Origin of the sequence: Citrobacter sp. C348 (assembly GCF_047467975.1) — a bacterium.
Taxonomy (GTDB): domain Bacteria; phylum Pseudomonadota; class Gammaproteobacteria; order Enterobacterales; family Enterobacteriaceae; genus Citrobacter; species Citrobacter gillenii.
Window position 1 is genome coordinate 224,434 of record NZ_JASJUJ010000005.1, and the last position, 24,536, is coordinate 248,969.

Sequence of the window (24,536 nt, forward strand, 5' to 3'; positions counted from 1 at the left end):
GTATTTCTCCTTTTCGCTTTGCGAAATTACTCTTCAATTCGTAATCCGTAGGATTTGAATTTCTCCAGCACGATGGCAATCTCTTCATCATCCAGCACCGGAACGGGATCGACGATCGCTAATGTGCTCAGATAAAGGCGGGCCAGAACTTCCACTTCATGGGCCAGCCACAGTGCTTTTTCCAGGTTCGCCTCGCAGGCAATCAGCCCGTGATGCTGCAACAGTGTTGCTTTGCGGTCTTTCAGCGCCACGATCACGTGCTCTGACAATTCACGCGTACCGAACGTCGCATACGGCGCGCACGGAATGGAATTTCCACCGGCCGCGGCAATCATGTAATGGATTGCCGGAATAGGACGGTTGAGAATCGATACCGCGGTGCAATGGATCGCATGATTATGGACGACCGCATTGGCCTCAGGTCGTGTCTGATAGGCCGCGAGGTGAAAACGCCATTCACTGGACGGTAATTGTCCTTTATCATAATTACCGTCGTTATCTACATACACGATCATATTTTCAGTAAGTCTTTCGTAAGGAATTCCGCTAGGTGTGATCAGCATTCCATTTTCATAACGTGCACTCACATTTCCCGCCGTTCCCTGATTCAGCCCCAGGCTGGTCATTTCAAGGCAGGTTTCAATGATTTCTCGCGACAAACGCATTCTTTCCATCATAATTCTCCGGGTACAGTTTCCCCTCGTCTTGATTGCGAAAAATACAGCCGCAGAGTAAGACGGGTCAGGTTTCAGATATGTGCAGCCACTGAATAGTTATTCAGATTAACCTGGCTGATTTATTTTTAGCGTCGTATTATTTGTGTCTTACACGCTTAATTAACTTCATCGGAACTTTTACCGTTTCATTTATCGGTTGGTCTTCAATAGCACTCATCATCATGTCGAAGGCTTTTTCCGCCCACACATTTTCATCCTGTTGCATTGACCAGACATTATTGGCGAGGAACCCCAGCATCGGATGTTCATCGAATGTGCCGATATTAATATCAGGTGGAATAACGCCAAAACGATTGCGAATAGCGATGATGGCCCCTTCCAGCACCGGTAATGACGAGGCAATAAACGCCTGAGGACAGCCCTGCTCGGCGATCAGTTTTTCCATCAACCGGTAACCACCATCTGGCGTGTTGTCAGGGCCTTCACGCACCCAATCATGATGTGAAATACCATTATTACTCAATGCGTTAAGATATCCCTGCAAACGGTCGCCAATACTGGGCAGTCCGGTATCGCCAACTAAAAACCAGATTGGCGATCTTCCCGCATCAAACAAACTTTGCGTGAGCTTTTCGCCACCTAAACTATTATGACTTTCTACCAGCGCGTTATCGGTGTACTTAAAATCACGGTCAAGTAACACCATCGGTTTTCTAACCTGGCGTAAATGATGCTGCTGGTTTTCGAGCGTTGACGGGACAATAAAAAGTCCGTCAACATTACGTGCAATTAACGCTTTGGTTAATTTATTCTCGTAATCAACATCATCATAAGTACAGCTAATCGTTAACTGATATCCAGAACGACGACAGCGTTGCTCAAGCTTTTCAGCGAGCGTAGCAAAAAAGACGTTGGAAATATTGGGCACAATCAGCCCCAGCGTATCCGTTTTATTCAGTTTAAGGCTGCGCGCTGAATGGTTGATGACATAACCATAACGCTCAACATATTCATTAATGCGCGTTTGAGTTTTAACGCTGATACGATATTGCTCAGCTTTCCCATTCAGCACCAGTCGCACGGTTGTTACCGATAAATTCAGATCGCTGGCTATCTGTTCTACTGTTTTAGCCATTATATGCCCCAGTTCACATCCAAAACGTCCATCCACAATCATAAAAGTATTTTAAACATTTGTCTTACTGCATCAGTTGGTTAAGCACCTGCTGTTGACCCCACATAGTCAGATGCACCTGATATTTACGGGCATAAAAGTCCTGACGCTTAGGGTTTGTCTTGATAACCTCACCGGGCGTCACCATCGCCTGACAAGCCGCCGGAAAATTCGCCCACGCCCCGCTGGCAACCGCACCGGTAATCGCCGCACCCAGCGTCACCGCATCTTCTTCCTGCATCAAATGGATATCGCATCCGGTCGCATCCGCATACTCGCGTAGCCACAGCGGATTGTGCGTTGCCCCCCCGCACAGCGTCAGTCGAGAAATGGTGTGTCCATTTTCACGCATCACTTCCATAATATGCCGCGTACCGCAGGCAATCGCTTGTAATGTTGCCAGATACAAGCGAGCAACCTGCCGCTCGCCACGTTCAAGGGTCAAGCCACATACGCTGCCACGAGCGTCCGGTTGCGCACGCGGTGAGCGGTTGCCATGATGATCGGCCAACACATGCAGGTTGCGCCCTGGTTCCACCTCATTTTCCTCCAGTGCAGCCACCCATTCATTGACCAATACTATCGGATGGCAACCCCGCGCTTCGGCCTTGCGATACAGGTCAGCACTGGCGCCTGACTCCTGAAGCGTCCAGTCGACTAACGCCCCGGCGGCACTTTGCCCGCCTTCGGTCAGCCAGTAGCCGGGCAGCATCGCGGACCAGTATGGTCCCCATACGCCCGGTGTATGAATTTCCTCTTCGCTGCACAGCATATGGCAGTTTGACGTGCCGCTGATCAACGCCAGCGTTCCCACAGGCTGAGCACCGGCCAGCGCCACACCGCCCGCGTGCGCATCAATCATCCCGCTGGCAACCACAACACGCGTGGTCAGTCCCAACGCCTGTGCCGCTTCAGGACTGAGCGTACCAACGGCGGCCCCCGGCGGTAAAATACGCGACGGGATTTTGCTGAGTAAATCTGTTAATTCAACGGCATCGAGCAACGAATGACTAAAACGTTGCTCGTGCGCCAGATAGTTCCATTTACAGGTCAGGGTGCACAGACCCGCGACATCGCTGTCGGTCGCTTTCCAGACCAGGAAGTCCGCCAGATCGTAGAATCGATGCGCGCGCTCCCACGTCGCAGGAAAATGATTCTTCAGCCACAGCACTTTAGGCAATTCCATTTCGACGCTGACTTCGCCGCCAACATAGCGCAGGGCGGGATCCTGCGTGGCGTTAATGCGTTTGGTCTCGTCTGCCGCGCGATGATCCATCCACATGATGATGTTATGGTCTGGCGATTCACCGGGTGAAACCGCCAACCCTTGTCCTTGTTCATCGAGAGCAACCAGAGAGCAGGTGGCATCGAATCCCAGTGAACGAATTTCCTCGACGGGAACCCCCGCTGACGACACCGCATCTTTCACCGCATGACACACCTGCTGCCAGATTTCAGCGGATGATTGTTCTACCCGCTGCGGACCGGGTCGAAACTGCGAGATAGGCAATGTCGCAAAGGCCAGCCGCGTACCGTTGGCATCAAAGACACCGGCCCTGACGCTGGCGGAACCGACATCCACACCGAGGAAATATCCACTGCTCATAGTAACTCCCTGACACTGGCTAAAAATGGGGCGAACGTGTCGCCCCCAACGGTCCTACTTTTTACCGAATGGATGTAATAATTTGTCGATTTCCGGCGTATCAATGTTCTTCGCATTTACGAATTTAACCGGGATATCAATCTCTTTTGGCACAGACTGACCCGACACGGCGGCATTCAGCGTTTTGATCCCCTGATAGCCAATCTGGTAAGCATCCTGCACCACAAAGCCCTGGATAACGCCGGATTTCAGGAAGGCAATAATCGCTTCGGTGCTGTCAAAGCCAATCACCTTCACTTTGCCCTTCAGGTTTTGACTATCAATGGCGTTCGCCACACCCAGTGTTGAACCTTCGTTAGTGCCATAGATCCCGGCAATATCCGGGTTGGCCTGAATCATATCGATGGTTTTATCCATCGCTTTTTGCGGATCCCCGTCGCTGTACTGAACAGGCAGTACCTTGATATCCGGATATTTTTCCTTCATGCGGGCAATAAATCCTTCCGAACGCTCGATTGCAGAAGAGGTACCGGCCACGTGCGCAATAATACCGACCTTCCCTTTGCTGCCCACTTCAGCGGCGAGCGCATCGGCGGCTTCTGCGCCGGCTTTACGGTTATTGGTAGCCACAAAGCTGACCGGAATGTCGGAATTCACGCCAGAGTCAAAGGTCACAACCTTAATACCCCGTGAATTGGCCGTTTCCACCAGCGGTGCGAGGGCATTGGCATCTAACGCCGCCAGCAGCAGTCCGTTAGGTTTTTGCGCCATTGCGTTTTCAACCAACTGAATCTGCTCAGCAATTTGCGTTTCATCCGCCGGCCCTACATAGCTGGTTTTATCACCCAACTCTTTCGCTGCCGCTTCGGTCCCCATTTTTACGGTTTGCCAGAATTCATGCTGAAAGCCTTTACTGACCACAGGAAGGTTCATATCTTTAGCCAACGCGCTGGAAGTCATGCAGGCCAGCAGGGATAACGCATAGACAAAATGCCTGGTTTTCATTGTTGTACTCCGTTCTGAGTGAGTCACCCTAAACGTCAGGGTTATGATGCCCCGCAACTTCCGGGAGCGTAAATCAACGAATTTTTTTGCGTAATGTGTCGAGATAAACCGCCGCGATAACCACCACACCCATTGCCACCATTTGCCAGAACTGGGAGACGCCCATCAGGTTGAGGCCATTTTTCAACACGCTCATAATGAATGCGCCGATAATGGTGCCGCCGATGGTGCCGATCCCGCCCATCAGGCTCGTACCACCAATCACCACCGCGGCAATCGCTTCCAGCTCATAACCCACACCAACCGTTGGCTGACCGGAGTTCAGACGCGAAGCAAGAATGACCCCGGCAATCCCGGTTAGCAGACCGCAGAAGGCGTAGACGAAGATTTTGACGCGCTGGACTTTAATTCCGGACAGGTGTGCTGCAACTTCATTGCTGCCCACAGCATAAACATAGCGACCAATCACCGTTTTCTTCAGGATGTACGCAGCGATCAGCGCCACCACCACCAGATAAAAGACCGGATAAGGCAGCACGTCGAACAGGCGGCCCTGTGCCAACATTTTGAAGCCAGGGTAATCAGCAAAGTAAATCGCGCGACCGTCGGTCATCACCATGTTGATCCCTCTGACGGACATCATCAGGCCCAGCGTGGCAATAAAGGGCGGGATGGTCATTTTGGTGACCAACAGCCCGTTGATATAACCGCACAGCCCACCGGCCAACACGCCAGCCAGGATGCAAATCGGCAGCGGCAACCCCAGCGTGGCGCAGATACCGACCGCTACGCCTGAAAAGGCCACCACGGAACCGAGAGAAAGGTCGATCCCGGAGGTGATAATGACGAAGGTAACGCCAATCGCCATGATGCCAATGACCGAGGTTTGCAGGGCAATGGTCATAATATTTTCAGTATTAAAGAAAAATGGCGATCCAAAACTGAAAAATATCACCAGAATAATCAAACTAAAAAGCGGCGCGAGGCGCATTAAAAGTTCTTTGTTAATTTTAATTTTCTTATTATTGCTGTCTGAAGAGGTTACAGAGATAGTCATAAATTAATCCTCTAACGTCGCGTATTGCATGATTTTTTCTTGTGTGGCGTCATCAGAAGCTAACTCACCGGTAATACGGCCATTACGCATCACTAAAATGCGATCGCACATACCCAGCACTTCCGGTAATTCAGAAGAAATCATGATGATTGATTTCCCTTTTGCCACCAGTCGATTCATCAATTCATAAATTTCAAGTTTGGCCCCCACGTCAATGCCGCGCGTAGGCTCATCAAAGATGAGAATATCGGTGTCTTTACACACCCATCTGGCAATAATAATTTTCTGCTGATTACCACCACTTAAATTTAATGCGGCCTGTTCAAGGTGTGGCGTTTTAATTCGCAGGGCTTTCACCTGCTCCTGGCTGGTTTGCTGACAGCGCTTGCTATCAACATTGCCGTAGCGATCGGAATACTCCGGGTAATTCCCCAGCATAATATTGCGCTCAACCGACAACCCTAATGCCAGCCCTTCTTTTTTTCTGTCCTCTGTTAAATAGCTGATCCCCTGTTTGATTGCGTCAGGGATATCTTTAACCACGGTGACCTTACCGTTTAGCGTAATGGTACCGCTATCGATGGGGTCTGCGCCGAAAATGGCACGCGCCAGTTCGGTACGTCCTGCGCCCATCAGACCAGCAAAACCTAAAATCTCCCCCTGATGCAGGGTGAAGTCGATGTTGTTCAGTACCCCTTTGCGCGTCAGGCCGCTCACTTCCAGCACCGGTTTATGCTGAGACAAGGGTTCACGACGCGGATAAATATTCCCGAGGTCACGCCCAACCATCATGGCAATTAAGTCGCTGATTTTTACCGCGTCATAATCGACGGTAGCAATAAACTGACCGTCTCGCATCACGGTCGCGCGGTCGGCAATTAACGCCAACTCTTCCAGACGGTGCGAGATATAGACAATGCCGGTACCCTGCTCTTTCAGCAAACGGGTAACCTGAAATAAACTGTCGATCTCCGTTTCCGTCAGCGCCGCCGTCGGTTCATCCATAATCAGAATTTTGGCATTCACCGATATAGCTTTGGCAATCTCAACCATTTGTTGTTGAGCGACGGTAAGATCGGCAACCAGCGCATCTGGCGCAATATTCAGGTTCAATTTTTGCAAAATATCGATAGCTGCCTGGCGCTGTTGTTTCTCGTCAAGACGCCAGCGGTTATTTTTGCAAAATTCCCTGCCAATAAAGATATTGTCTTCAACCGTTAACTCTGGGAATAAATTAAATTCCTGGTGAATAATCGTGATCCCGGCTTTTTGTGCACTTAACGGATTCGCGAATGAAACAGATTGATCTTCAAAAATAATATTACCTTCATCCGGCTGATAAACGCCGGATAAAATTTTCATCAAGGTGGATTTCCCCGCGCCATTTTCGCCAAGCAGCGCGTGAACTTCCCCTTTTCGTAACGCAAAATCCACATTACTCAACGCTAATACGCCGGGAAAACGTTTCGTAATATGACTCATCTGTAAAAATGTTTCGGACATTGCTGCTTTCCTCAATATACAGAAACTACAGTCGGTAAATCAGGCGAAAACAGCGTTACCAGGGAGCCATCGTCACCGTTAATGCGAATACTTCTTAAAAGCGTAGATACGTTTTTTGATTATTGCTAACTCGAGTTAGCGATTGCCTTTTAAAGCTATTTTAGCTGCAAAAAATAACCAAATCATTTGGTTTAAAACTGTGACACTGGACAGACAATTTATTGTATCTCATTAATTAAAAAGAAAATTAACTTAAATACGGACATTTATTTATTTGACGCAGATCGAATTTCAACCACTTCTCGTGAAGCCTCTCACAGTTCCACAACAAAAAAGTTGTGCAAAAAACTCGCTGATACCTAAGCTAACTCGAGTTAGCAAAAATGAAAAATTCAGCCAACTGCGACAGTGGTGTCCTCTATCCGCTTTTGCAGCACGGCATAAAGTGAGATGAGGAACCTCGAATGAACAAAATGAGTTTACCGAAAATCGGTATTCGTCCGGTGATTGATGGGCGTCGTATGGGTGTACGTGAGTCGCTCGAAGAACAAACCATGAATATGGCGAAAGCCACTGCCGCGCTTATCACCGAGAAACTTCGTCACGCCTGCGGCGCACAGATTGAGTGCGTGATTGCAGACACCTGCATTGCCGGGATGGCTGAATCCGCCGCCTGCGAAGAAAAATTCAGTCGCCAAAATGTCGGCGTGACGATCACCGTGACCCCGTGCTGGTGCTACGGCAGTGAAACCATCGACATGGACCCAATGCGTCCAAAAGCCATCTGGGGCTTCAACGGCACGGAACGTCCTGGCGCTGTTTATCTGGCTGCGGCGCTGGCTGCACATAACCAAAAAGGTCTGCCTGCTTTCTCGATTTATGGTCATGACGTGCAGGATGCGGGTGACACCACCATCCCTGCCGACGTGGAAGAAAAACTGCTGCGCTTTAGCCGTGCGGGCCTGGCCGTGGCCAGCATGAAAGGCAAAAGCTATCTGTCCGTGGGTGGCGTTTCAATGGGGATCGCAGGATCCATCGTCGATCATAACTTCTTTGAATCCTGGCTGGGCATGAAGGTTCAGCCGGTTGATATGACCGAGCTGCGTCGTCGTATTGACCAAAAAATCTATGACGAAACCGAGCTGGAGATTGCGCTGGCGTGGGCGGACAAAAACTTCCGCTATGGCGAAGATCAGAATGCCCAGCAGTACAAACGCAACGAAGAGCAAAGCCGCGCCGTACTGAAAGAAAGTCTGCTGATGGCAATGTGCATCCGCGACATGATGCAGGGTAACAAGACGCTGGCTGAAAAAGGGCTGGTAGAAGAGTCTCTGGGCTACAACGCCATTGCCGCGGGCTTCCAGGGTCAGCGTCACTGGACCGATCAATACCCGAACGGCGACACCGCCGAAGCCCTGCTAAACAGTTCATTTGACTGGAATGGCGTGCGTGAACCGTATGTGGTCGCCACCGAAAACGACAGTCTGAACGGCGTGGCAATGTTGTTTGGCCGCCAGCTTACCGGCACCGCGCAAGTGTTTGCCGATGTACGCACCTACTGGTCGCCGGAAGCGGTGCAACGCGTCACCGGCCAACCGCTGACCGGCCTTGCCGAGCACGGTATTATTCACCTGATCAACTCCGGATCTGCCGCGCTGGACGGCTCCTGTAAACAGCGTGACAGCGATGGCAAACCCACCATGAAACCGCACTGGGAGATCTCACAGCAAGAGGTGGATGATTGCCTGGCGGCAACCGAATGGTGTCCAGCTATTCATGAATACTTCCGCGGCGGCGGTTACTCCTCTCGCTTCCTGACCGAAGGCGGCGTGCCGTTCACCATGACCCGTATCAATATCATCAAAGGTCTGGGACCGGTGCTGCAGATAGCCGAAGGCTGGAGCGTGGAATTACCGAAAGACATGCACGACCAGCTCGATGCCCGCACCAACTCCACCTGGCCAACCACCTGGTTTGCTCCGCGCTTAACCGGTAAAGGTCCGTTCAGCGACGTTTACTCGGTAATGGCGAACTGGGGTGCGAACCACGGCGTGCTGACGATTGGTCACGTGGGTGCAGACTTTATTACCCTTGCCGCCATGCTGCGTATTCCGGTGTGTATGCACAACGTAGAGGAAGAAAAAATCTATCGTCCTTCAGCCTGGGCTGCACACGGTATGGACAGTGAAGGTCAGGATTATCGCGCCTGCCAGAACTACGGCCCGCTGTATAAGCGTTAATGCGACGTTGCCCGGTGGCGCAAGCTTACCGGGCCTACAACTGTAAAATTTGTAGGCCGGATAAGCGCAGCGCCATCCGGCAACATTTGGAGTGGCTATGAAACAAGACGTTATACTGGTCCTCGACTGTGGCGCAACCAACGTGCGGGCCATTGCCGTTGACCGTCAGGGAAAAATCGTTGCCCGCGCCTCCACACCGAACGCCAGTGATATCGCCTCAGAAAACAGCACCTGGCATCAGTGGTCCCTGGATGCCATTCTGCAACGCTTTGCCGACTGCTGCCACCGCCTGTCATCTGAACTCTCTACCCGCCAAATCCGCGGGATTACCGTCACCACGTTTGGCGTAGACGGCGCGCTGGTTGATGAAAATGGCGAACTGCTTTATCCGGTAATCAGCTGGAAATGCCCACGCACTGCCGCCGTGATGGCCAATATCAGCCGCCTGATGACACCACAGCAGTTGCAGGACATCTCCGGCGTCGGCGCCTTCAGCTTTAACACCCTGTATAAACTGGTGTGGCTCAAAGAAAACCACCCGCAATTACTGGAACGGGCGCACGCCTGGCTATTTATCTCCTCGCTGCTTAATCATCGCTTAACCGGTGAATTCACGACGGATATCACCATGGCGGGCACCAGCCAGCTGCTGGATATCCATCAGCGAGAGTTCAGCCCCGACATTTTGCAGGCAGCCGGCATTCCACGCCGACTGTTTCCCCGCCTCGTCGAAGCAGGCGAGCACATTGGGACGTTGCAAAGCGCCACGGCAACATTGCTCGGACTACCAACGGGCATTCCGGTCATTTCCGCCGGGCATGATACACAGTTCGCCCTCTTTGGCGCGGGCGCGCAGCCGGACGAGCCGGTGCTATCCTCCGGCACATGGGAAATTTTGATGGTGCGCAGCGCGCAGGTGAATACCCCCCTGCTGAGCCACTATTCCGGTTCCACCTGCGAGCTGGACAGCCACGCTGGTTTGTATAACCCCGGCATGCAATGGCTGGCTTCCGGCGTCCTCGAATGGGTACGCAAGCTACTGTGGACTGCCGATACGCCGTGGCAAACGCTGATCGATGAAGCCAGCGCCATTCCGGCTGGGGCCGATGGGGTAAAAATGCAGTGCGATCTGCTCACCGGCGCGAACGCGGGCTGGCACGGCGTCACGCTGAACAGCACCCGAGGACACTTTTACCGTGCGGCGCTGGAGGGATTAACTCAACAGCTGCGGCAAAATCTACAGACACTGGAGACCATCGGTCACTTCCAGGCGACAGAGCTGCTGCTGGTTGGCGGGGGAAGTCGTAACGCGCTGTGGAATCAGATCAAAGCCAACGTTCTGGGTATCCCGATAAAAGTGCTGGATGATGCCGAAACCACCGTCGCCGGTGCGGCAATGTTTGGCTGGTCAGGCGTCGGCGAATTTTCTTCACCGGAGCAGGCTCGCGCCCAGGTGCACTACCAGTACCGTTACTTCTATCCGCAAACTGAACCCGAACTCACAGGAGTCGAGTGACATGCTAAAAACGATTTCGCCTTTAATTTCCCCCGACCTGCTGAAAGTGATGGCTGAAATGGGTCACGGCGATGAAATTATCTTTTCCGATGCCCATTTCCCCGCGCACAGCATGGGGCCACAGGTGATCCGCGCCGACGGCCTGCAGGTCGACGCCCTGCTGCAGGCGATTATTCCGTTGTTTGAACTGGACAGCTACGCCCCACCGCTGGTGATGATGGCGCCCGTTGAAGGGGATTCACTCGACCCAGGCGTCGAAGCGCGTTATCGCGATGCGCTCTCTTTGCCGACGGGCGGCCCGGATATCACGCGCATTGATCGCTATGCGTTCTACGAGCGGGCGCAAAAGGCGTTTGCTGTCGTGATCACCGGCGAGCGGGCAAAGTACGGAAATATTCTTTTGAAAAAAGGCGTAACACCGTAATCTCTGATCGGAATGCCTGCCTGGGGCGGGCATTCATCTAATGATGAGGATCGGATTATGAAAGCGGCGCGCCAGCAGGCGATAGTAGACTTGCTCATTCACCATCAAAACCTGACCACCGAAGCCTTGTCTTTGCAGTTGAACGTCAGCAAAGAGACAATCCGCCGCGATCTCAGCGAACTACAAACCCAGGGCAAAGTCCTGCGCAGCCACGGATACGCCAGGGTCATTCGGCGGGAAAACCAGAACAGCGGCGACCCGTTTCACATTCGACGTAACAGCCATCATGCGCATAAAGCCGATGCCGCCCGGGAAGCACTGACATGGATAGAAGCAGGCATGACGATCGCCCTGGACGCCAGTTCAACCTGCTGGTATCTGGCCCGACAGTTGCCGGATATCAACATCCAGGTGTTTACCAACAGTCAGCCCATTTGCCAGGAGCTGGGCAAACGTGAACATATTCAGCTCATCTGCTCAGGCGGCAGGCTGGAGCGTAAGGACGGTTGCTACGTTAATCCGTCGCTCATTTCTCAGTTGAAACCTCTCGACATCGACCTGTTTATTTTTTCCTGTGCCGGGATCGACAGCAGCGGCACGCTTTGGGATTCCAACAGCCGCAACGCGGAGTTCAAATCTATTCTGCTCAAGCGTGCATCACAGTCATTGCTGCTTTTCGATAAAAGTAAGTTAGATCGTTCTGGCGAGGCCCGGATCGGGCATCTGGAGGAGGTCACGCATATTATTTCGGGTGAACAGCAGGCAGACGGTGCGGTAATCCAGGCCGGATAAACATATGCGTCATCCGGCCTGAGCGTCTTATCGCTCGTCGCGACGCCCCCCCACGGCGGCCCACAGACGGCGCACGTGCACGGTCACTTCTTCGCGGTCATGGTACAGCTGACGCGCCTGAATCTGCGCATTGATGTTGTGTTCATCCAACTGCTCCTGAATATACGCCAGGTTTTGCGACACTTCTTCGTAGCGTTTTTTCATTGGCAGTTTGAGATTGAAAATCGTCTCACGACACCAGCCATTGACCAGCCACTGCGCCATCAGCGCGGCAACTTTCGCCGGCTTTTCCACCATATCGCAAACCATCCACGAAATGTTGCTACGATTCGGACGGTACTTAAATCCGTCTTCACGCAGCCAGGTAACCTGTCCGGTATCCATCAGGCTTTGCGCCATCGGACCATTGTCCACGGAGTAAACCCACATGTTGCGTTTGACCAGCTGATAGGTCCAGCCGCCAGGACAGGCGCCTAAATCCACCGCATACATGCCGTTTGCCAGACGCTCATCCCACTCATCGGCCGGAATAAAGACATGCAGCGCTTCTTCCAGCTTCAGCGTTGAGCGACTCGGCGCATCGGCCGGGAACTTCAGACGCGGAATGCCCATGTAAAACGGCGAATTGTTGTCAGGCCACGAGTAGCCGGTGTAGCAGCAGCCCGGCGCAATAAAGAACACGTGGACAACCGGGCGCTTTGGTGTTTCATACTTTGCCAGCACGCCCGCTTCGCGCAGCGCCGCGCGCAACGGAACGGTAAATTTACGGCAGAATTTAACCAGCTCTTTGCTTTCATTGGTGTCAGCCACTTCGACACGCAGATCGCCGCCTTTTTCCACCACGCCCTGCAGCATGCCAACAATCGGCGTAATGCGGTCTTCCGGCGGTAAATATTGCAGCAACTCGCCGACAACAAACATCTGGCGAGCAAAAATCAGCGAGCTAAACGGCAGTTCTTTGACGAGCTTTTCAGCATCCCCCTGCTGGTAGCACTCAAAAGTCACGTACCCCGCATTGTCTTTCACGCGGGCAAAGCCGAACACTTCCCGGCGCGTTGCTTTATCCGTAATTTCTGCGGCGCACTCTTTCTCAAAACCCGGGCGACACAACAATACAACCTTATTCATGGCTAACGCCCTTACGTTTCAATCGAATAGCACCCACTAACATCAGCGCCCAACCTACCAGGAAGCTGAAACCGCCGACCGGGGTAACAAACGCCCACAGGCGTAAATGAGAGAGCGCGAGGCAATACAGGCTACCGCTAAACAGCACGGTGCCTAATGCCATGAACACGCTACTCCAGTAGAACCAAATGCTGATACGTCGCTGCATGGCGACGGCCAGACCAAAAATAGCCAGCGTATGAAACGCCTGATACTCAAGACCGGTCTGGATCCAACCCATTTCAACAACGCCAAGCGTTTTGCTTAGCACGTGAGCCCCAAACGCGCCCAGAGCAACAAAGATAAAGCCACTTATGGCGGCAAAAATCAGCATAAAACGGCTGGTCATGGTCATACCCTACGTAAATTATTGTTCATAACGAAAGCGGAATTTTTCTTGTTCAGTGGCCGCTTTCGCCAGAATCCACTGACGGAAGGCGGCTATTTTACCCAGTTCTGCCTGACTGTCATGACAAACCAGATAAAACGCGTTTTTGCTGACTAACACATCATTAAACGGGCAAACCAGGCGGCCCGCTTCAATTTCTGATTGCGACATCACGTTATTGGCCAGCGCGACACCCTGTCCATGGATGGCAGCCTGTAGCACCATGGCGCTATGGCTGAAGATAGGTCCCTGCTGAACGTTAATATGATTCAACCCAAGCTGGCGCGTATAGGCCTGCCAGTCGCGACGTGAAGCATCATGCAATAACGTGTGCTTTGCCAGATCCTCTGGCGTCTTCAGCGGTTTATCACCGGTGAGCAATAAAGGAGAGCAGACCGGCAACAGATATTCTGCGTACAATTTTTCTACGCGCAGGCCAGGCCAGTTGCCGCGACCATAAAAAATCGCCACGTCAACATCGTCAGCCAGTTTATCTTCCTGACGGTCAACCGCCTGGATCCTGACGTCGATTCCCGGATAAGCTGAGTTAAAGCTAGAGAGTCTGGGCACCAGCCATTGAATGGCAAAACTGGGCAATAAACTGACGGTAAGCGCGCCTTTTGCACTGCGTGCCTGAAGTTTACGCGTCGCATCGGTTAATTGCGAAAAAATCTCTTTGATGTCGAGAAAGTAGCTTTGGCCTTCTTCCGTCAGCAGAAGAGATCGATTGCGTCGACGGAACAGCTTCAGCCCTAGGAAATCCTCGAGTGACTTGATTTGGTGACTTACTGCGGCCTGCGTCACAAAAAGCTCTTCTGCTGCGCGAGTAAAGCTCAAATGACGCGCCGCGGCATCAAAAACACGTAACGCATTTAAGGGTGGTAATCGTTTTGACATGACTTTTAGGCTTTGATGTTAAATGAATTTAACAGTTATCTAACAGGCTGTAACCTATTAGTTTTTTTAATCTGAGCCATTATAAATTGTCCGTTGAGGTTCTACCAGCAAATACCTATAGTGGCGGCACTTCCTGAAGCCGGAACGAAAAGTTTTATCGGAATGCGTGTTCTGGTGGGCTTTTGGCTTACGGTTGTGATGTTGTGTTGTTGTGTTTGCAATTGGTCTGCGATTCAGACCATGGTAGCAAAGCTACCCTTTTTCACTTCCTGTACATTTACCCTGTCTGTCCATAGTGATTAATGTAGCACCGCCAATTTGCGGTGCTTTTTTTTGTCTGCGTTTTATCGATGGCCGAGCGGCTAGTTCTCCAGTTCTACCATCTCTTTCACGTCAGTACGGTTAATCTGCTGTTTGTTGCCGTTAGCGTCCTTGTACGAAATCATTCCCGTTTCATCATCGGTCTTTGGCTTACCATCAGACACGATTGTCCGACCATCGTTGGTGTGCATTACATAGTTCGGACCAGAACAGGCGCTCAGGGCAAAAGTCAGCATACAGGCAGAGATAATGGCGGCAGTCTTTTTCATATTCTTCTCCTAAAAGCGATTTATGCTAGATAAAACGAATTCCATAACAGGCAAAAATATTCGCCTAACAATATACAGCATAAGACACTGGTCTGATTTCACCAGGATATCCAGAGGATTCCGATGCTTAGGGTTACCCTTGTGCCAGCGCCCTTTTTGCGCCACGATCGGTGTATCGAACTGAGGAATACCATGAACGCTTTTAACCCCGCGCAGTTTCGCGCACAGTTTCCCGCACTCAATGATGCTGGCGTCTATCTCGACAGTGCCGCCACAGCGCTAAAACCGCTGGCGGTGATTGAGGCAACCCACCAGTTTTATAGCCTGAGCGCCGGGAACGTCCATCGCAGCCAGTTTGCCGAAGCCCAGCGCCTGACCGCCCGCTATGAGGCCGCACGGGAAAAAGTCGCCCGTCTGATCAACGCACCGGATGACAAAACCATCGTCTGGACCCGCGGAACGACGGAGGCCATCAATATGGTGGCACAAAGCTACGCGCGCCCACGTTTGCAGCCGGGTGATGAGATCATCGTTAGCGTGGCGGAACATCACGCCAATCTCGTTCCGTGGCTGATGGTCGCCCAGCAAACCGGGGCACAGGTCATCAGGCTGCCGCTCAACGCGCAGTTACTTCCTGACGTTGAGCGCTTGCCCGAGCTCATCACCCCACGTAGTCGCATACTGGCGCTGGGACAGATGTCTAACGTCACCGGCGGCTGCCCGGATTTAGCGCGCGCGATTACACTTGCCCACGCGGCAGGAATGGTGGTGATGGTAGACGGCGCCCAGGGCGTGGTGCATTTCCCCGCCGACGTTCAGCAGTTAGATATTGATTTCTATGCCTTCTCGGGCCACAAGCTGTATGGTCCAACCGGCATTGGCGTGCTGTACGGTAAGCCTGAATTACTGGAAGCCATGTCACCGTGGCTCGGCGGCGGGAAGATGATTAGCGAAGTCAGCTTTGAGGGGTTCACCACTCAGGCAGCACCGTGGAAGCTGGAAGCGGGTACGCCTAACGTGGCCGGAGTCATCGGCCTGAGCGCGGCGCTGGAATGGCTGGCGGATATCGACATTGTACAGGCCGAGAGCTGGAGCCGCGGCCTGGCAACGCTGGCGGAAGATGCGCTGGCAAAACGGCCAGGATTTCGCTCCTTCCGCTGCCAGGATTCCAGCCTGTTAGCCTTTGACTTCGCCGGGGTGCACCACAGCGACATGGTCACGCTGCTGGCCGAATATGGCATTGCGTTGCGTGCCGGGCAGCACTGCGCACAGCCGCTGTTGGCAGAACTTGGCGTATCCGGTACCCTGCGCGCCTCATTTGCACCTTATAATAGCAAAAGTGATGTGGATGCGTTGGTCACAGCCGTTGACCGCGCGCTGGAAATATTGGTGGATTAATGACAACTCCTCTGCTCGCCGGACACCCGTTTGGCACAACCGTCACCGAAGAGACGTTACGCAATACCTTTATCCCACTCAACCAATGGGAAGATAAATACCGTCAGTTGATCCTGCTCGGTAAGCAGCTTCCGGCTCTGCCGGATGCGCTGAAGGCACAGGCCAAAGAAATTGCCGGATGCGAAAACCGCGTCTGGCTGGGGTATACCCTGCAGGATAATGGCACCCTGCATTTTTTTGGCGACAGCGAAGGACGTATCGTGCGCGGTCTGCTGGCGGTTTTACTCACCGCCGTCGAGGGCAAAACCGCCGCCGAGTTACAGACGCATTCGCCAATGGTGTTCTTTGATGAATTGGGTTTACGCGCGCAGCTTAGCGCCTCGCGCAGCCAGGGGTTGAATGCGCTCATTGGGGCAGTTCAGGATGCCGGATAGCAACGCTGATGCGTCTTATCCGGCCTACAACGCCACACGCACCGTAGGTCGGATAAGCGTAGCGCCATCCGACACAATCAGAGCTGACGTGCCGCTTTCGCCATCATCTTCTTCAGCGCGTGAGACACGGCAACAAAGCCAAAGGTTGCGGTCACCATGGTAGCCGCGCCAAATCCGGATGCACAATCCATACGTTTCGGCCCTTCCGCCGTCGCCTTCATAGCACACACGGAGCCGTCAGCCTGCGGGTACACCAGCGCCTCGGTCGAGAACACGCAGTCCACGCCCAACTTGCCTTTGCTATTCTTCACCACGCCAAAATCGCTTTTCAGCCGCTCACGCAGTTTGGCCGCCAGTGGGTCCTGGATGGTTTTTGCCAAATCAACCACCTGAATCTGCGTGGGATCAATCTGTCCCCCCGCACCGCCGGTGGTCACCAGCGGAATTTTATTGCGCCGACAGTACGCAATCAGCGCCGCTTTCGGGCGCACGCTGTCAATGGCATCGATGACATACGAAAATCCCGCATTCATATATTCAGCAACGTTATCCGGTGTGACAAAATCATCGACCACGTTCACCCGGCACTCCGGGTTAATCTGGCGGATACGTTCCGCCATCACCTCAGCTTTTGCTAAACCAACGTTATCTCGCAGCGCATGGATCTGACGGTTAGTATTGGTGACGCACACATCATCCATATCGATGAGTGTAATCGCGCCAATACCGGTACGCGCCAGCGCTTCCGCCGCCCACGACCCCACGCCGCCAATTCCAACGACACAAACGTGCGATTGGGCAAACAGCTGCAGCGCATTTTCGCCATACAGGCGTGCCGTGCCGCCAAAACGCTGACGCCAGGCGTCACTGATAACCACAGACATAGAACCTCAGATATAGAAAACAAAAAGAGCGGACAAATACCGCCCTTGATGACTGCATCACTGCCTGATGGCGGCTACGCCTTATCAGGCCTACTCAATAATGTAGGCCGGATAAGCGAAGCGCCATCCGGCAATTAACCGCTAAAAACGCTACCCGCGTTGGCCGCTGTTTTCAGCACCCATACGCGTCCGTAGTGATTATACCACCCGGCACGGTGTCCGGCGTCTGCACCAATACCCTGATAGATGTCGAAGTGCTGTCCTTTGATCGCCCCACCGACATCTAACGCGACCATCAGACGTAATTCATACTGACCGGTGAATTTCCCGTTATTGTCCAGCAGAGGAACTTCCGCCAGTAACGTCGTACCGGCTGGAATAATGCTGCGATCGGAGGCAACCGATGCGCGGCCAATCAGCGGCACTGCGCTGGCACCTTTAACCGGAGCATAAGATTGTGGTTTAAAGAAAACGAACGACGGGTTTTGCTCCAGCAGCTCACGTACTTCGGCTTCGCTGTGCGTTTCGCCCCAGTGGCGGATCGCCTGCATCGACATATCTTCTTTCTTCACTTCGCCACGGTCGATCAGTACTTTACCAATACTGCGGTAGGCATGACCGTTTTTCCCGGCATAGCTAAAGAAGTTAAGCGGGCTGCCATCGCCGAAGTCGATATAGCCGCTACCCTGCACATCCATAATAAAGTTGTCCATCAGGGAGTTGCTGTACGCCAGTATATAATTATCGCTTAGCGCGCCTGCGTAGATCTCAGCACGAGAGGGTAAACGCCCGCGTTTTGGCGGCATGCGGTAGATAGGATACTGGAACTCACCCTGACGCGTGTGGCGCGCCTGAATAACCGGCGTGTAGTAACCGGTAAACTGGACGTTACCATAGTTATCCGCCCCTTCCATTTGCCAGGCATCAATACCGAACTGGCGCATACTGCGCGTATCACCGCCCGCGCGTAACCACTGCTGGATGGCATTATAGACGTTGCTCTGATTGCCATATAAACGTGGCGATGCGCTACGGATCTGATTAACCTGCTCGGCGAAATCACCGGCATTGATCGGTGCGCCAACCGCATCGGGCTGATTCACCAGTGAGAAAGGCTGGGTCAATTTCCCGTCTTTATACTGCTGCCCACGATCGGTGGGTTTAGAGGAACACGCGGCGAGCATCACGACGACCGCCCCCGCCAGAAGATATTTTGCCCAACGTCCTTTCATTGTTCTCGTCTTAAGTTGCCTGAATGCGAGATGAAGATAACAAACCCCTGAACCTAATGAAATGCGAATACATACCCCAACACAAATTTTGCGCAAAAAATAAACCAGAATGCGTTGTTTTTGTTCATTTTCAACCGAAAACAGTGATCCACGTAAAAAAAGGTTGCATGAAATCGTTAGCAGAGTATAGTGCGCATCCACGGACGCGGGGTGGAGCAGCCTGGTAGCTCGTCGGGCTCATAACCCGAAGGTCGTCAGTTCAAATCTGGCCCCCGCAACCAATTAAAATTTGAAGCAGTAACGTTACTCGATGGAAGAGTAATGACGGACGCGGGGTGGAGCAGCCTGGTAGCTCGTCGGGCTCATAACCCGAAGGTCGTCGGTTCAAATCCGGCCCCCGCAACCAATTAAAATCTGATGCAAGTTTACTCGATGAAGAGTAAAGACGGACGCGGGGTGGAGCAGCCTGGTAGCTCGTCGGGCTCATAACCCGAAGGTCGTCGGTTCAAATCCGGCCCCCGCAACCAACACAATCTGTTAAGATCGCTTAATAAGCTCTTAAAAATAAAACCGCAAAAGCGTTTAGCTTGATGCGGTTTTTTTGTGTCTGCCGTCCGCCCGCATCGGTTAATGATACAGGCGGTAGTCGCTGGAATTAATAGTAATTAACGTTAATGGTAGCGGTAGCCTCGAATTTCCCATTCCTTTGCGACGTACCGTCGGGCTCAAGATAAAGGGAAAAACTCGGGTTGATAGATGATTTATCCATTGAATCGTACGGACCCATAATGTTGGCCCCCTGAAGAGCATTAATACTATACGGAGTATACGTATTATCTCCTGCATAGGGGACATAGTAATAGAACGCGACGCCAAAACCACTGGCAGCATCATCGCCAGTCAGTTTGTTGAGTAACAAATGCTGGTCAGAACTCACCGGATTGCCGTTGCTCAGTATGCGAACTTCCATACTAGTTAGCATTGTGCAATTGCTGTTACGTACTGAAATTTGTTGATTCGGACCATTTCTAGCGCCTCCTCCACCATATCGCACAAAACTAAACACCCCAAAATCAACGTTTGTCCTGTCAACGGACAAATTACACGTGGTTGGCGTAATCGGAATGGCAGGGGAATGAAACATGAACCCTTTCATGATGCCAGCAAAACCTATTTTAAAAAATGTCGTGTCAATTGCTTCAATCTGTCTTCCTTTGATCCGATCGGCATAACTTCCACCCGCATACCATAATTCGGCCCAAAACTCCCACTTAGCGTTATTAAGCTGAGCTGGCGTCGCGTTGAACATCGCTCCTTTCTTAAGATGTCCCGATATACTCCCACTACCATCGCCATAGGTCACGGTATACCAGAATCCATAAGCAAATACAGATGTAAAACCAGATACAATACCAGGTATCAACGCTCCGCCATCAGGCATCGTTTCAGACCGCACACCGTTAGAAAAACCATCTCCTGAAACGCTGATAGCACCTCCCGTGGACGGATTACAGGTAGAAATTACCGGTCCACCGGACAGTACCGAACTCTGGAATAACTGTTGCATACTTAGGGCATTACCTTTGCCACTCAGCGTGACGGCCGTTATGGGCGATGATGCCATTGTTTGATCGATATATTGCCCCGTCGGCGTGGTAAATGAACAACTCGCCAATACGCTGCGAACGCCACATAACCCCAACACTAGCAGCGTGATAACACCATATTTTTTCAGCATCAAAAATCCTTTTTATTCATAAGCTGCGGTCACGGAAACATTCGCGCGATACAATCCGGTTGAAATATTACTATCATCACCTGCTATTTTCTGAAAACGTGCCGCGAAATGGAAAACTTGTTCACTGTCCGTCGCAGTTTGATTGGTGAAGATAATCTCATCCAACAGGACATTTCTCGCGCTGGCGCCATCGGTATTAAAGATAACAATTCCGACGAATGCATTGTCTTGCAGCTGATCTGAAAATACACCATCCATAAATCTACCAGAGCCAGCGTCATTAAAGGTTAAACGTAGTGTCCTGGATATTGGCGCCGTTTCGCTACCGCAGTTAGTGAGCGTAATATCAAACGGTGTATAGATGTTGCCCCCACTGTAATCAGTGGGGGCTAAAGCGCCAAATATGCCGCCAACAGCAAACTGGGCAATATCGGCATCAGGAAGGGTAACAATCTGTGCAACATTAATATTGCATACGGGTAATATCGTTGTTGCCGTTACGGTAACATCCATCGTTGGTGCGGTAATATCCCCTTCTGCTGCTGCCAGCGTCAAAGTCGGAAAAGACAGGATTACCGTCAATACATAAGCAAGATGATAGCGCATGATAATCCCATTTAGCTATAGCGAACAATGACCTGAAACGATTTATTAAAATAGCCAGCGTAGTTGGCGGCACTACCTAGTGCCTTCAAATAAATATCGTACATTGCAACATATCCCTCACCGCTACTCTTTAACGGCATGTTTCTCCCCTGATTAAAGGTGACGAAAGAAGCACTGGCTCGGTCCTTTATTGTGATATACATATTTAAAGTTTTATCACATAAACGCTCAATGAAGCAGACATCGTCGGCAGGCGCAGAAAAGGTCACGACCGCGCTATTAAATATCATATTCTCGCAACCCGTTAAAAATATGCCTAAAGGGCGAACATAGCGCGACTCACTACTAGCCTGCCACAGATCGGTGGCAATAATCTGACCGAAATCCACGGTCATAGATTTGCCTCCCTGATTACTCTCCCCACCCAAAGAGACATTGCAAGAAGGGTTTTCAAGCGTTGCAGTAAACGTTACATCAACCGTCTTGCTACTCCCTATACATTTTGACACATCGCCTACCTCACAAGCGGCAAAAGCCGCGGCGCTAAAGCAAAATGAAAACAGACCTAATGCTAAATGACGAAGAATTTGGTTATGTATCATGGTGTCACCTTAATGCTGGCTGAAGCGATCCGACAGCGCAGGCCGGAAATAAGCGGCGTTTTACCGATCATGCTGGCATGGTCATCCAACTGATAGTTCACCTGGCAGCGCCCTTCTGCACCATTGCCCCAAATAACGGAAAGCGTACCGCTGTCCTCCACACCGCGCACGAAGGCGATTCCCGCCTGGCCGACGGTGCCGACCGAGTTGCCTGCGCCATCCTGCACATCCGCCGCCAGCGGAATAAACCCGCCATCATCGCGCGTCAGCTCCAGCATAAACGCCTTGCGGGCATCGGTTTCTATATTCACGCGCACCAGCGCCCCACTGGTCGGTACCACGACGCCGGTGGTATTACCGATCGCAACGTCGTTTTCCATGGTGTCAATATTCAGACCAACGGTGTTTTCCCGGTAGGGGCTCAGGCTGGTAACGATCATATTGCCGAAACCATCTATCTGCCCATTGCCCATCGAGGCGGACGCGCCTTTGGCGCCGCTGGCGTGCACCAGCGCCATCGTCGAGTCTGGCGATAAATAACCGGAAGCCAGCGTCAGCCCGCCGCTGTGCAGCACCAGCCCACCGGTTGTGCTCAGCGAGTACTGTTGATCGCCGTTAAGCCCTTGTGTCGCCGACAATGAGGTTGTGCTGTAGGCGCCGTTGCGCGTCACCCAACTGCCGATGGTGGTGAGATCTTCGCTGTCTTTGTTACGACTGCTGGTGGTGTTCAGAGAGTAGTTATACATGTTGTCTCGCGAACTCCCTGTCGCCATCGCGCTGATGCTGTCGCTACCTTTAAAATCGCTACTGCTGTTGAAGCTCATACTGGAAAACGGACGATAGTCCGAGCTGGAGCCCGATCCCAACGGAATAGAGAAACCGAGATTGATGCTGTCGTCTGCTTCGCCAAACTCGTCATAGCTACGTTGGACGGAAATGCTGTAGCTCACACTCCCCACAGAATTGCTATAACCCACGGAATACTGCGACGTATTGCCATCATCGCCCCAATAGCTACGCCAGGTTCCGTTCAGATAAAACGAACCAAAACTTTCACCATTGATGGTGACGTCCTGATAGATGTTGGCCTGTATCTCATTGCGCGTATGCGTATACGCGTGATACGCCTCCTGGGTGGAGGTGTTGTTCTCAGAAGCATAATTATCCAGCGTATTTTTGAGCGACAGCGCATCGCTCATCGATAAGTAGTTTTCAGAGGAAAAACGGTAGCCGACCACGCTGAAGGTGGTGCCCGTCGCCGTGAAGTTTTTGCTGTAGTTAAGGCTGTAGCTCTGCCCTTTTAAGGTGCCAACGTCATCAGCGGTGGTTTGTGAATGCGTTACGTCGAATGAAAACGCCCCGATGCTGGTATTCATTGCCACACCGAGCATGCCGGCGGTGTATAAATTTTCTGCCATTTGCACACCGCCGTAGGCGGTAAACATATTGCTCAGGCCATAAGAGCCGGTGGCGACGCCCGCCCACAGCGTTTTATCAACCGTGTCTTTATCCACCGTGCCGATACCGATATCCCAGTCGACTTCGCCAGGACGCAGCAAATGGGCAATAGAGGCATAGGGCATAGAAAATACGCGAGTACTGCCGTCAGACTCCTCGACGGTAACATCCAGATCGCTGCCGTTTTGCGCAGCATAATAATCACTGATGGCAAACGGCCCTGGCGGGACGGTAACCTGCGTGACAATGCGCCCTTCCTGGCGTACGGTCACTTTAGCATTGCTATTCGCGACGCCACGAATAACCGGCACATAGCTATTGGCCGACGGATCCATCTGCGCATCGTTGTACAGATGTACGCCATCCAGCGAGATGGAATCCATCATGTTCGCATTGGTGCGTACGTCTCCCGCCTCCAGTTTTGCGCGTAACGGCACAACATCGCGTGCAACAAAGAGATCGTAGCTGCTGTACTTCCCGCCGTTGTCGTTATCCCAGTTGTACGCGCCATTCGAACGTAAACGCCATGCGCCAAGGTTAATCCCCAGCATCACCCCGCTGTAAAAGGTGTCCTGCGTGGTATTGTCGCTTTTGCTATGCCAGGCGTTGGCGTTATAGGAAAGCAGCGCCATCGGGATCCCGGCGTCCCAACGCGAGGGCGATATATATCCCGCCGGATGGCTGACCAGATAAAGCTGCGGGATCGTCACATCCAGCTCCTGAGTCAACGGGTCGTAGCGGCTGGATGACTTTGGTAGCATGGCGACCAGATCGTAACAGGCGTCCTCATCCTCCTGATGCAACGACTCGGGGTTCACATTAAGCTGCTCCAGCAGCGCATGGGTAAAGCATGCCGACGCATAATCAGTATTATTTTCGTTAAAGGTCAACTGCGTCTTGAACATTTCCTTGCCATTAAGGAAAACTTTAACGTTGTATGTTCCTGGGAGAACGGGATTTCCGCGTGAAAAACGCTTCAGATCAAGTTGGCTGCCCGCCTCCCCCATTAAAAAGGAATCACTAAACTCCACAATCTCAGGGCTGGCGCTTTCTTCAGGAATACTTTCATCCGCCTGTGCGGATGCCAGAGAAAAAAAACCGGACAGAAACGTTGATAAATAAACAGCTCGAGATAATCGCCGCACCAT

22 protein-coding genes and 3 tRNA genes are annotated in these 24,536 nt (G+C 52.1%); 9 read left to right on the top strand and 16 right to left on the bottom strand.

Annotation, left to right across the window (positions count from 1 at the left end; genetic code table 11):
- Nucleotides 1–26: 26 nt before the first annotated feature.
- The 6 genes from fucA to QNN86_RS12185 form a co-directional block, all read right to left on the bottom strand.
- Nucleotides 27–674 (bottom strand): L-fuculose-phosphate aldolase, encoded by a 648-nt coding sequence (gene fucA / locus QNN86_RS12160; RefSeq protein WP_096755886.1) that lies wholly within the window; start codon nt 672–674, stop codon nt 27–29.
- A 139-nt stretch (nt 675–813) separates the two neighbouring features.
- Entirely contained in the window at nt 814–1,812 is a 999-nt protein-coding gene (locus QNN86_RS12165) for a LacI family DNA-binding transcriptional regulator (protein ID WP_414211167.1), read from the bottom strand.
- Nucleotides 1,813–1,876: 64 nt separating this feature from the next.
- Nucleotides 1,877–3,457: an FGGY-family carbohydrate kinase gene (locus QNN86_RS12170; RefSeq protein WP_414211168.1), complete on the bottom strand. Its 1,581-nt coding sequence runs from the start codon at nt 3,455–3,457 to the stop codon at nt 1,877–1,879.
- Between the two features lie 54 nt (nt 3,458–3,511).
- On the bottom strand, nt 3,512–4,462 hold the full coding sequence (locus tag QNN86_RS12175) for an ABC transporter substrate-binding protein (protein WP_182269242.1): 951 nt from the start codon (nt 4,460–4,462) through the stop codon (nt 3,512–3,514).
- Between the two features lie 73 nt (nt 4,463–4,535).
- A complete protein-coding gene (locus QNN86_RS12180; protein ID WP_096755882.1) occupies nt 4,536–5,519 on the bottom strand; it encodes an ABC transporter permease in 984 nt (327 codons plus the stop codon).
- A gap of 3 nt (nt 5,520–5,522) precedes the next feature.
- Nucleotides 5,523–7,022 (bottom strand): ATP-binding cassette domain-containing protein, encoded by a 1,500-nt coding sequence (locus QNN86_RS12185; protein ID WP_182269241.1) that lies wholly within the window; start codon nt 7,020–7,022, stop codon nt 5,523–5,525.
- Between the two features lie 464 nt (nt 7,023–7,486).
- Here QNN86_RS12185 and fucI point away from each other — a divergent pair, with 464 nt between their 5' ends.
- The 4 genes from fucI to fucR all read left to right on the top strand — a co-directional run bounded on the left by fucI (nt 7,487) and on the right by fucR (nt 11,994).
- Complete coding sequence (gene fucI / locus QNN86_RS12190) at nt 7,487–9,262, top strand: L-fucose isomerase (protein WP_181617741.1); 1,776 nt, start codon at nt 7,487–7,489, stop codon at nt 9,260–9,262.
- Between the two features lie 97 nt (nt 9,263–9,359).
- Complete coding sequence (gene fucK / locus QNN86_RS12195) at nt 9,360–10,778, top strand: L-fuculokinase (RefSeq protein ID WP_414211171.1); 1,419 nt, start codon at nt 9,360–9,362, stop codon at nt 10,776–10,778.
- 1 nt (nt 10,779) lies between these two features.
- Nucleotides 10,780–11,202, top strand: a complete 423-nt coding sequence (gene fucU, locus QNN86_RS12200; RefSeq protein WP_181617743.1) for an L-fucose mutarotase — start codon at nt 10,780–10,782, stop codon at nt 11,200–11,202.
- A gap of 57 nt (nt 11,203–11,259) precedes the next feature.
- Nucleotides 11,260–11,994: an L-fucose operon activator gene (gene fucR / locus QNN86_RS12205; protein ID WP_181617744.1), complete on the top strand. Its 735-nt coding sequence runs from the start codon at nt 11,260–11,262 to the stop codon at nt 11,992–11,994.
- A 27-nt stretch (nt 11,995–12,021) separates the two neighbouring features.
- Here fucR and rlmM read toward each other — a convergent pair whose 3' ends face one another.
- The 4 genes from rlmM to QNN86_RS12225 all read right to left on the bottom strand — a co-directional run bounded on the left by rlmM (nt 12,022) and on the right by QNN86_RS12225 (nt 15,036).
- Nucleotides 12,022–13,122 carry a 23S rRNA (cytidine(2498)-2'-O)-methyltransferase RlmM gene (rlmM, locus tag QNN86_RS12210; protein WP_096755876.1) on the bottom strand — a complete coding sequence of 367 codons (1,101 nt, stop codon included), beginning with the start codon at nt 13,120–13,122 and terminating at the stop codon, nt 12,022–12,024.
- Nucleotides 13,115–13,510: a DUF423 domain-containing protein gene (locus QNN86_RS12215; protein WP_096755875.1), complete on the bottom strand. Its 396-nt coding sequence runs from the start codon at nt 13,508–13,510 to the stop codon at nt 13,115–13,117. Before QNN86_RS12215 ends, rlmM begins: the two co-directional genes overlap by 8 nt.
- Before the next feature lie 18 nt (nt 13,511–13,528).
- Nucleotides 13,529–14,446 (bottom strand): glycine cleavage system transcriptional regulator GcvA, encoded by a 918-nt coding sequence (gcvA, locus tag QNN86_RS12220; RefSeq protein WP_096755874.1) that lies wholly within the window; start codon nt 14,444–14,446, stop codon nt 13,529–13,531.
- 362 nt (nt 14,447–14,808) lie between these two features.
- Nucleotides 14,809–15,036 carry a YgdI/YgdR family lipoprotein gene (locus QNN86_RS12225; RefSeq protein ID WP_181617745.1) on the bottom strand — a complete coding sequence of 76 codons (228 nt, stop codon included), beginning with the start codon at nt 15,034–15,036 and terminating at the stop codon, nt 14,809–14,811.
- A gap of 192 nt (nt 15,037–15,228) precedes the next feature.
- On the opposite strand from QNN86_RS12225, the gene csdA reads away from it, so the two are divergent.
- Complete coding sequence (gene csdA / locus QNN86_RS12230; protein ID WP_414211172.1) at nt 15,229–16,434, top strand: cysteine desulfurase CsdA; 1,206 nt, start codon at nt 15,229–15,231, stop codon at nt 16,432–16,434.
- Nucleotides 16,434–16,868, top strand: coding sequence for a cysteine desulfurase sulfur acceptor subunit CsdE (csdE, locus tag QNN86_RS12235; protein WP_414211173.1), 435 nt, complete (start codon nt 16,434–16,436; stop codon nt 16,866–16,868). The genes csdA and csdE overlap by 1 nt, the downstream gene beginning before the upstream one ends.
- Before the next feature lie 77 nt (nt 16,869–16,945).
- Here the strand turns inward: csdE and tcdA are convergent, their stop codons facing one another.
- The gene (tcdA, locus tag QNN86_RS12240; RefSeq protein ID WP_414211174.1) at nt 16,946–17,752 is read right to left on the bottom strand and encodes a tRNA cyclic N6-threonylcarbamoyladenosine(37) synthase TcdA; all 807 of its coding nucleotides are present in this window, start codon (nt 17,750–17,752) and stop codon (nt 16,946–16,948) included.
- Between the two features lie 134 nt (nt 17,753–17,886).
- Complete coding sequence (mltA, locus tag QNN86_RS12245) at nt 17,887–18,984, bottom strand: murein transglycosylase A (protein WP_414211175.1); 1,098 nt, start codon at nt 18,982–18,984, stop codon at nt 17,887–17,889.
- A gap of 204 nt (nt 18,985–19,188) precedes the next feature.
- Here mltA and QNN86_RS12250 point away from each other — a divergent pair.
- The 3 genes from QNN86_RS12250 (at nt 19,189) to QNN86_RS12260 (ending at nt 19,511) form a co-directional block, all read left to right on the top strand.
- Nucleotides 19,189–19,265: transfer RNA gene (locus QNN86_RS12250), tRNA-Met, on the top strand.
- A gap of 48 nt (nt 19,266–19,313) precedes the next feature.
- Nucleotides 19,314–19,390, top strand: a tRNA-Met gene (locus QNN86_RS12255).
- Between the two features lie 44 nt (nt 19,391–19,434).
- A tRNA-Met gene (locus QNN86_RS12260) sits at nt 19,435–19,511 on the top strand.
- Between the two features lie 128 nt (nt 19,512–19,639).
- Here the strand turns inward: QNN86_RS12260 and QNN86_RS12265 are convergent.
- From QNN86_RS12265 to QNN86_RS12280, 4 genes are read right to left on the bottom strand one after another with little or no spacing between them, the layout of a single operon-like run.
- A complete protein-coding gene (locus QNN86_RS12265; protein ID WP_181617750.1) occupies nt 19,640–20,722 on the bottom strand; it encodes a fimbrial protein in 1,083 nt (360 codons plus the stop codon).
- Nucleotides 20,723–20,734: 12 nt separating this feature from the next.
- On the bottom strand, nt 20,735–21,328 hold the full coding sequence (locus QNN86_RS12270) for a hypothetical protein (protein WP_181617751.1): 594 nt from the start codon (nt 21,326–21,328) through the stop codon (nt 20,735–20,737).
- 11 nt (nt 21,329–21,339) lie between these two features.
- On the bottom strand, nt 21,340–21,930 hold the full coding sequence (locus QNN86_RS12275) for a fimbrial protein (protein ID WP_181617752.1): 591 nt from the start codon (nt 21,928–21,930) through the stop codon (nt 21,340–21,342).
- On the bottom strand, nt 21,927–24,536 hold the full coding sequence (locus QNN86_RS12280; protein ID WP_279277740.1) for an outer membrane usher protein: 2,610 nt from the start codon (nt 24,534–24,536) through the stop codon (nt 21,927–21,929). The genes QNN86_RS12275 and QNN86_RS12280 overlap by 4 nt, the downstream gene beginning before the upstream one ends.

Coding starts and splice junctions, on each gene's coding strand:
- fucA (WP_096755886.1), bottom strand. CDS start 674: ATGGAAAGAATGCGTTTGTCGCGAGAAATCATTGAAACCTGCCTTGAA.
- QNN86_RS12165 (WP_414211167.1), bottom strand. CDS start 1,812: ATGGCTAAAACAGTAGAACAGATAGCCAGCGATCTGAATTTATCGGTA.
- QNN86_RS12170 (WP_414211168.1), bottom strand. CDS start 3,457: ATGAGCAGTGGATATTTCCTCGGTGTGGATGTCGGTTCCGCCAGCGTC.
- QNN86_RS12175 (WP_182269242.1), bottom strand. CDS start 4,462: ATGAAAACCAGGCATTTTGTCTATGCGTTATCCCTGCTGGCCTGCATG.
- QNN86_RS12180 (WP_096755882.1), bottom strand. CDS start 5,519: ATGACTATCTCTGTAACCTCTTCAGACAGCAATAATAAGAAAATTAAA.
- QNN86_RS12185 (WP_182269241.1), bottom strand. CDS start 7,022: ATGTCCGAAACATTTTTACAGATGAGTCATATTACGAAACGTTTTCCC.
- fucI (WP_181617741.1), top strand. CDS start 7,487: ATGAACAAAATGAGTTTACCGAAAATCGGTATTCGTCCGGTGATTGAT.
- fucK (WP_414211171.1), top strand. CDS start 9,360: ATGAAACAAGACGTTATACTGGTCCTCGACTGTGGCGCAACCAACGTG.
- fucU (WP_181617743.1), top strand. CDS start 10,780: ATGCTAAAAACGATTTCGCCTTTAATTTCCCCCGACCTGCTGAAAGTG.
- fucR (WP_181617744.1), top strand. CDS start 11,260: ATGAAAGCGGCGCGCCAGCAGGCGATAGTAGACTTGCTCATTCACCAT.
- rlmM (WP_096755876.1), bottom strand. CDS start 13,122: ATGAATAAGGTTGTATTGTTGTGTCGCCCGGGTTTTGAGAAAGAGTGC.
- QNN86_RS12215 (WP_096755875.1), bottom strand. CDS start 13,510: ATGACCAGCCGTTTTATGCTGATTTTTGCCGCCATAAGTGGCTTTATC.
- gcvA (WP_096755874.1), bottom strand. CDS start 14,446: ATGTCAAAACGATTACCACCCTTAAATGCGTTACGTGTTTTTGATGCC.
- QNN86_RS12225 (WP_181617745.1), bottom strand. CDS start 15,036: ATGAAAAAGACTGCCGCCATTATCTCTGCCTGTATGCTGACTTTTGCC.
- csdA (WP_414211172.1), top strand. CDS start 15,229: ATGAACGCTTTTAACCCCGCGCAGTTTCGCGCACAGTTTCCCGCACTC.
- csdE (WP_414211173.1), top strand. CDS start 16,434: ATGACAACTCCTCTGCTCGCCGGACACCCGTTTGGCACAACCGTCACC.
- tcdA (WP_414211174.1), bottom strand. CDS start 17,752: ATGTCTGTGGTTATCAGTGACGCCTGGCGTCAGCGTTTTGGCGGCACG.
- mltA (WP_414211175.1), bottom strand. CDS start 18,984: ATGAAAGGACGTTGGGCAAAATATCTTCTGGCGGGGGCGGTCGTCGTG.
- QNN86_RS12265 (WP_181617750.1), bottom strand. CDS start 20,722: ATGCTGAAAAAATATGGTGTTATCACGCTGCTAGTGTTGGGGTTATGT.
- QNN86_RS12270 (WP_181617751.1), bottom strand. CDS start 21,328: ATGCGCTATCATCTTGCTTATGTATTGACGGTAATCCTGTCTTTTCCG.
- QNN86_RS12275 (WP_181617752.1), bottom strand. CDS start 21,930: ATGATACATAACCAAATTCTTCGTCATTTAGCATTAGGTCTGTTTTCA.
- QNN86_RS12280 (WP_279277740.1), bottom strand. CDS start 24,536: ATGGTGCGGCGATTATCTCGAGCTGTTTATTTATCAACGTTTCTGTCC.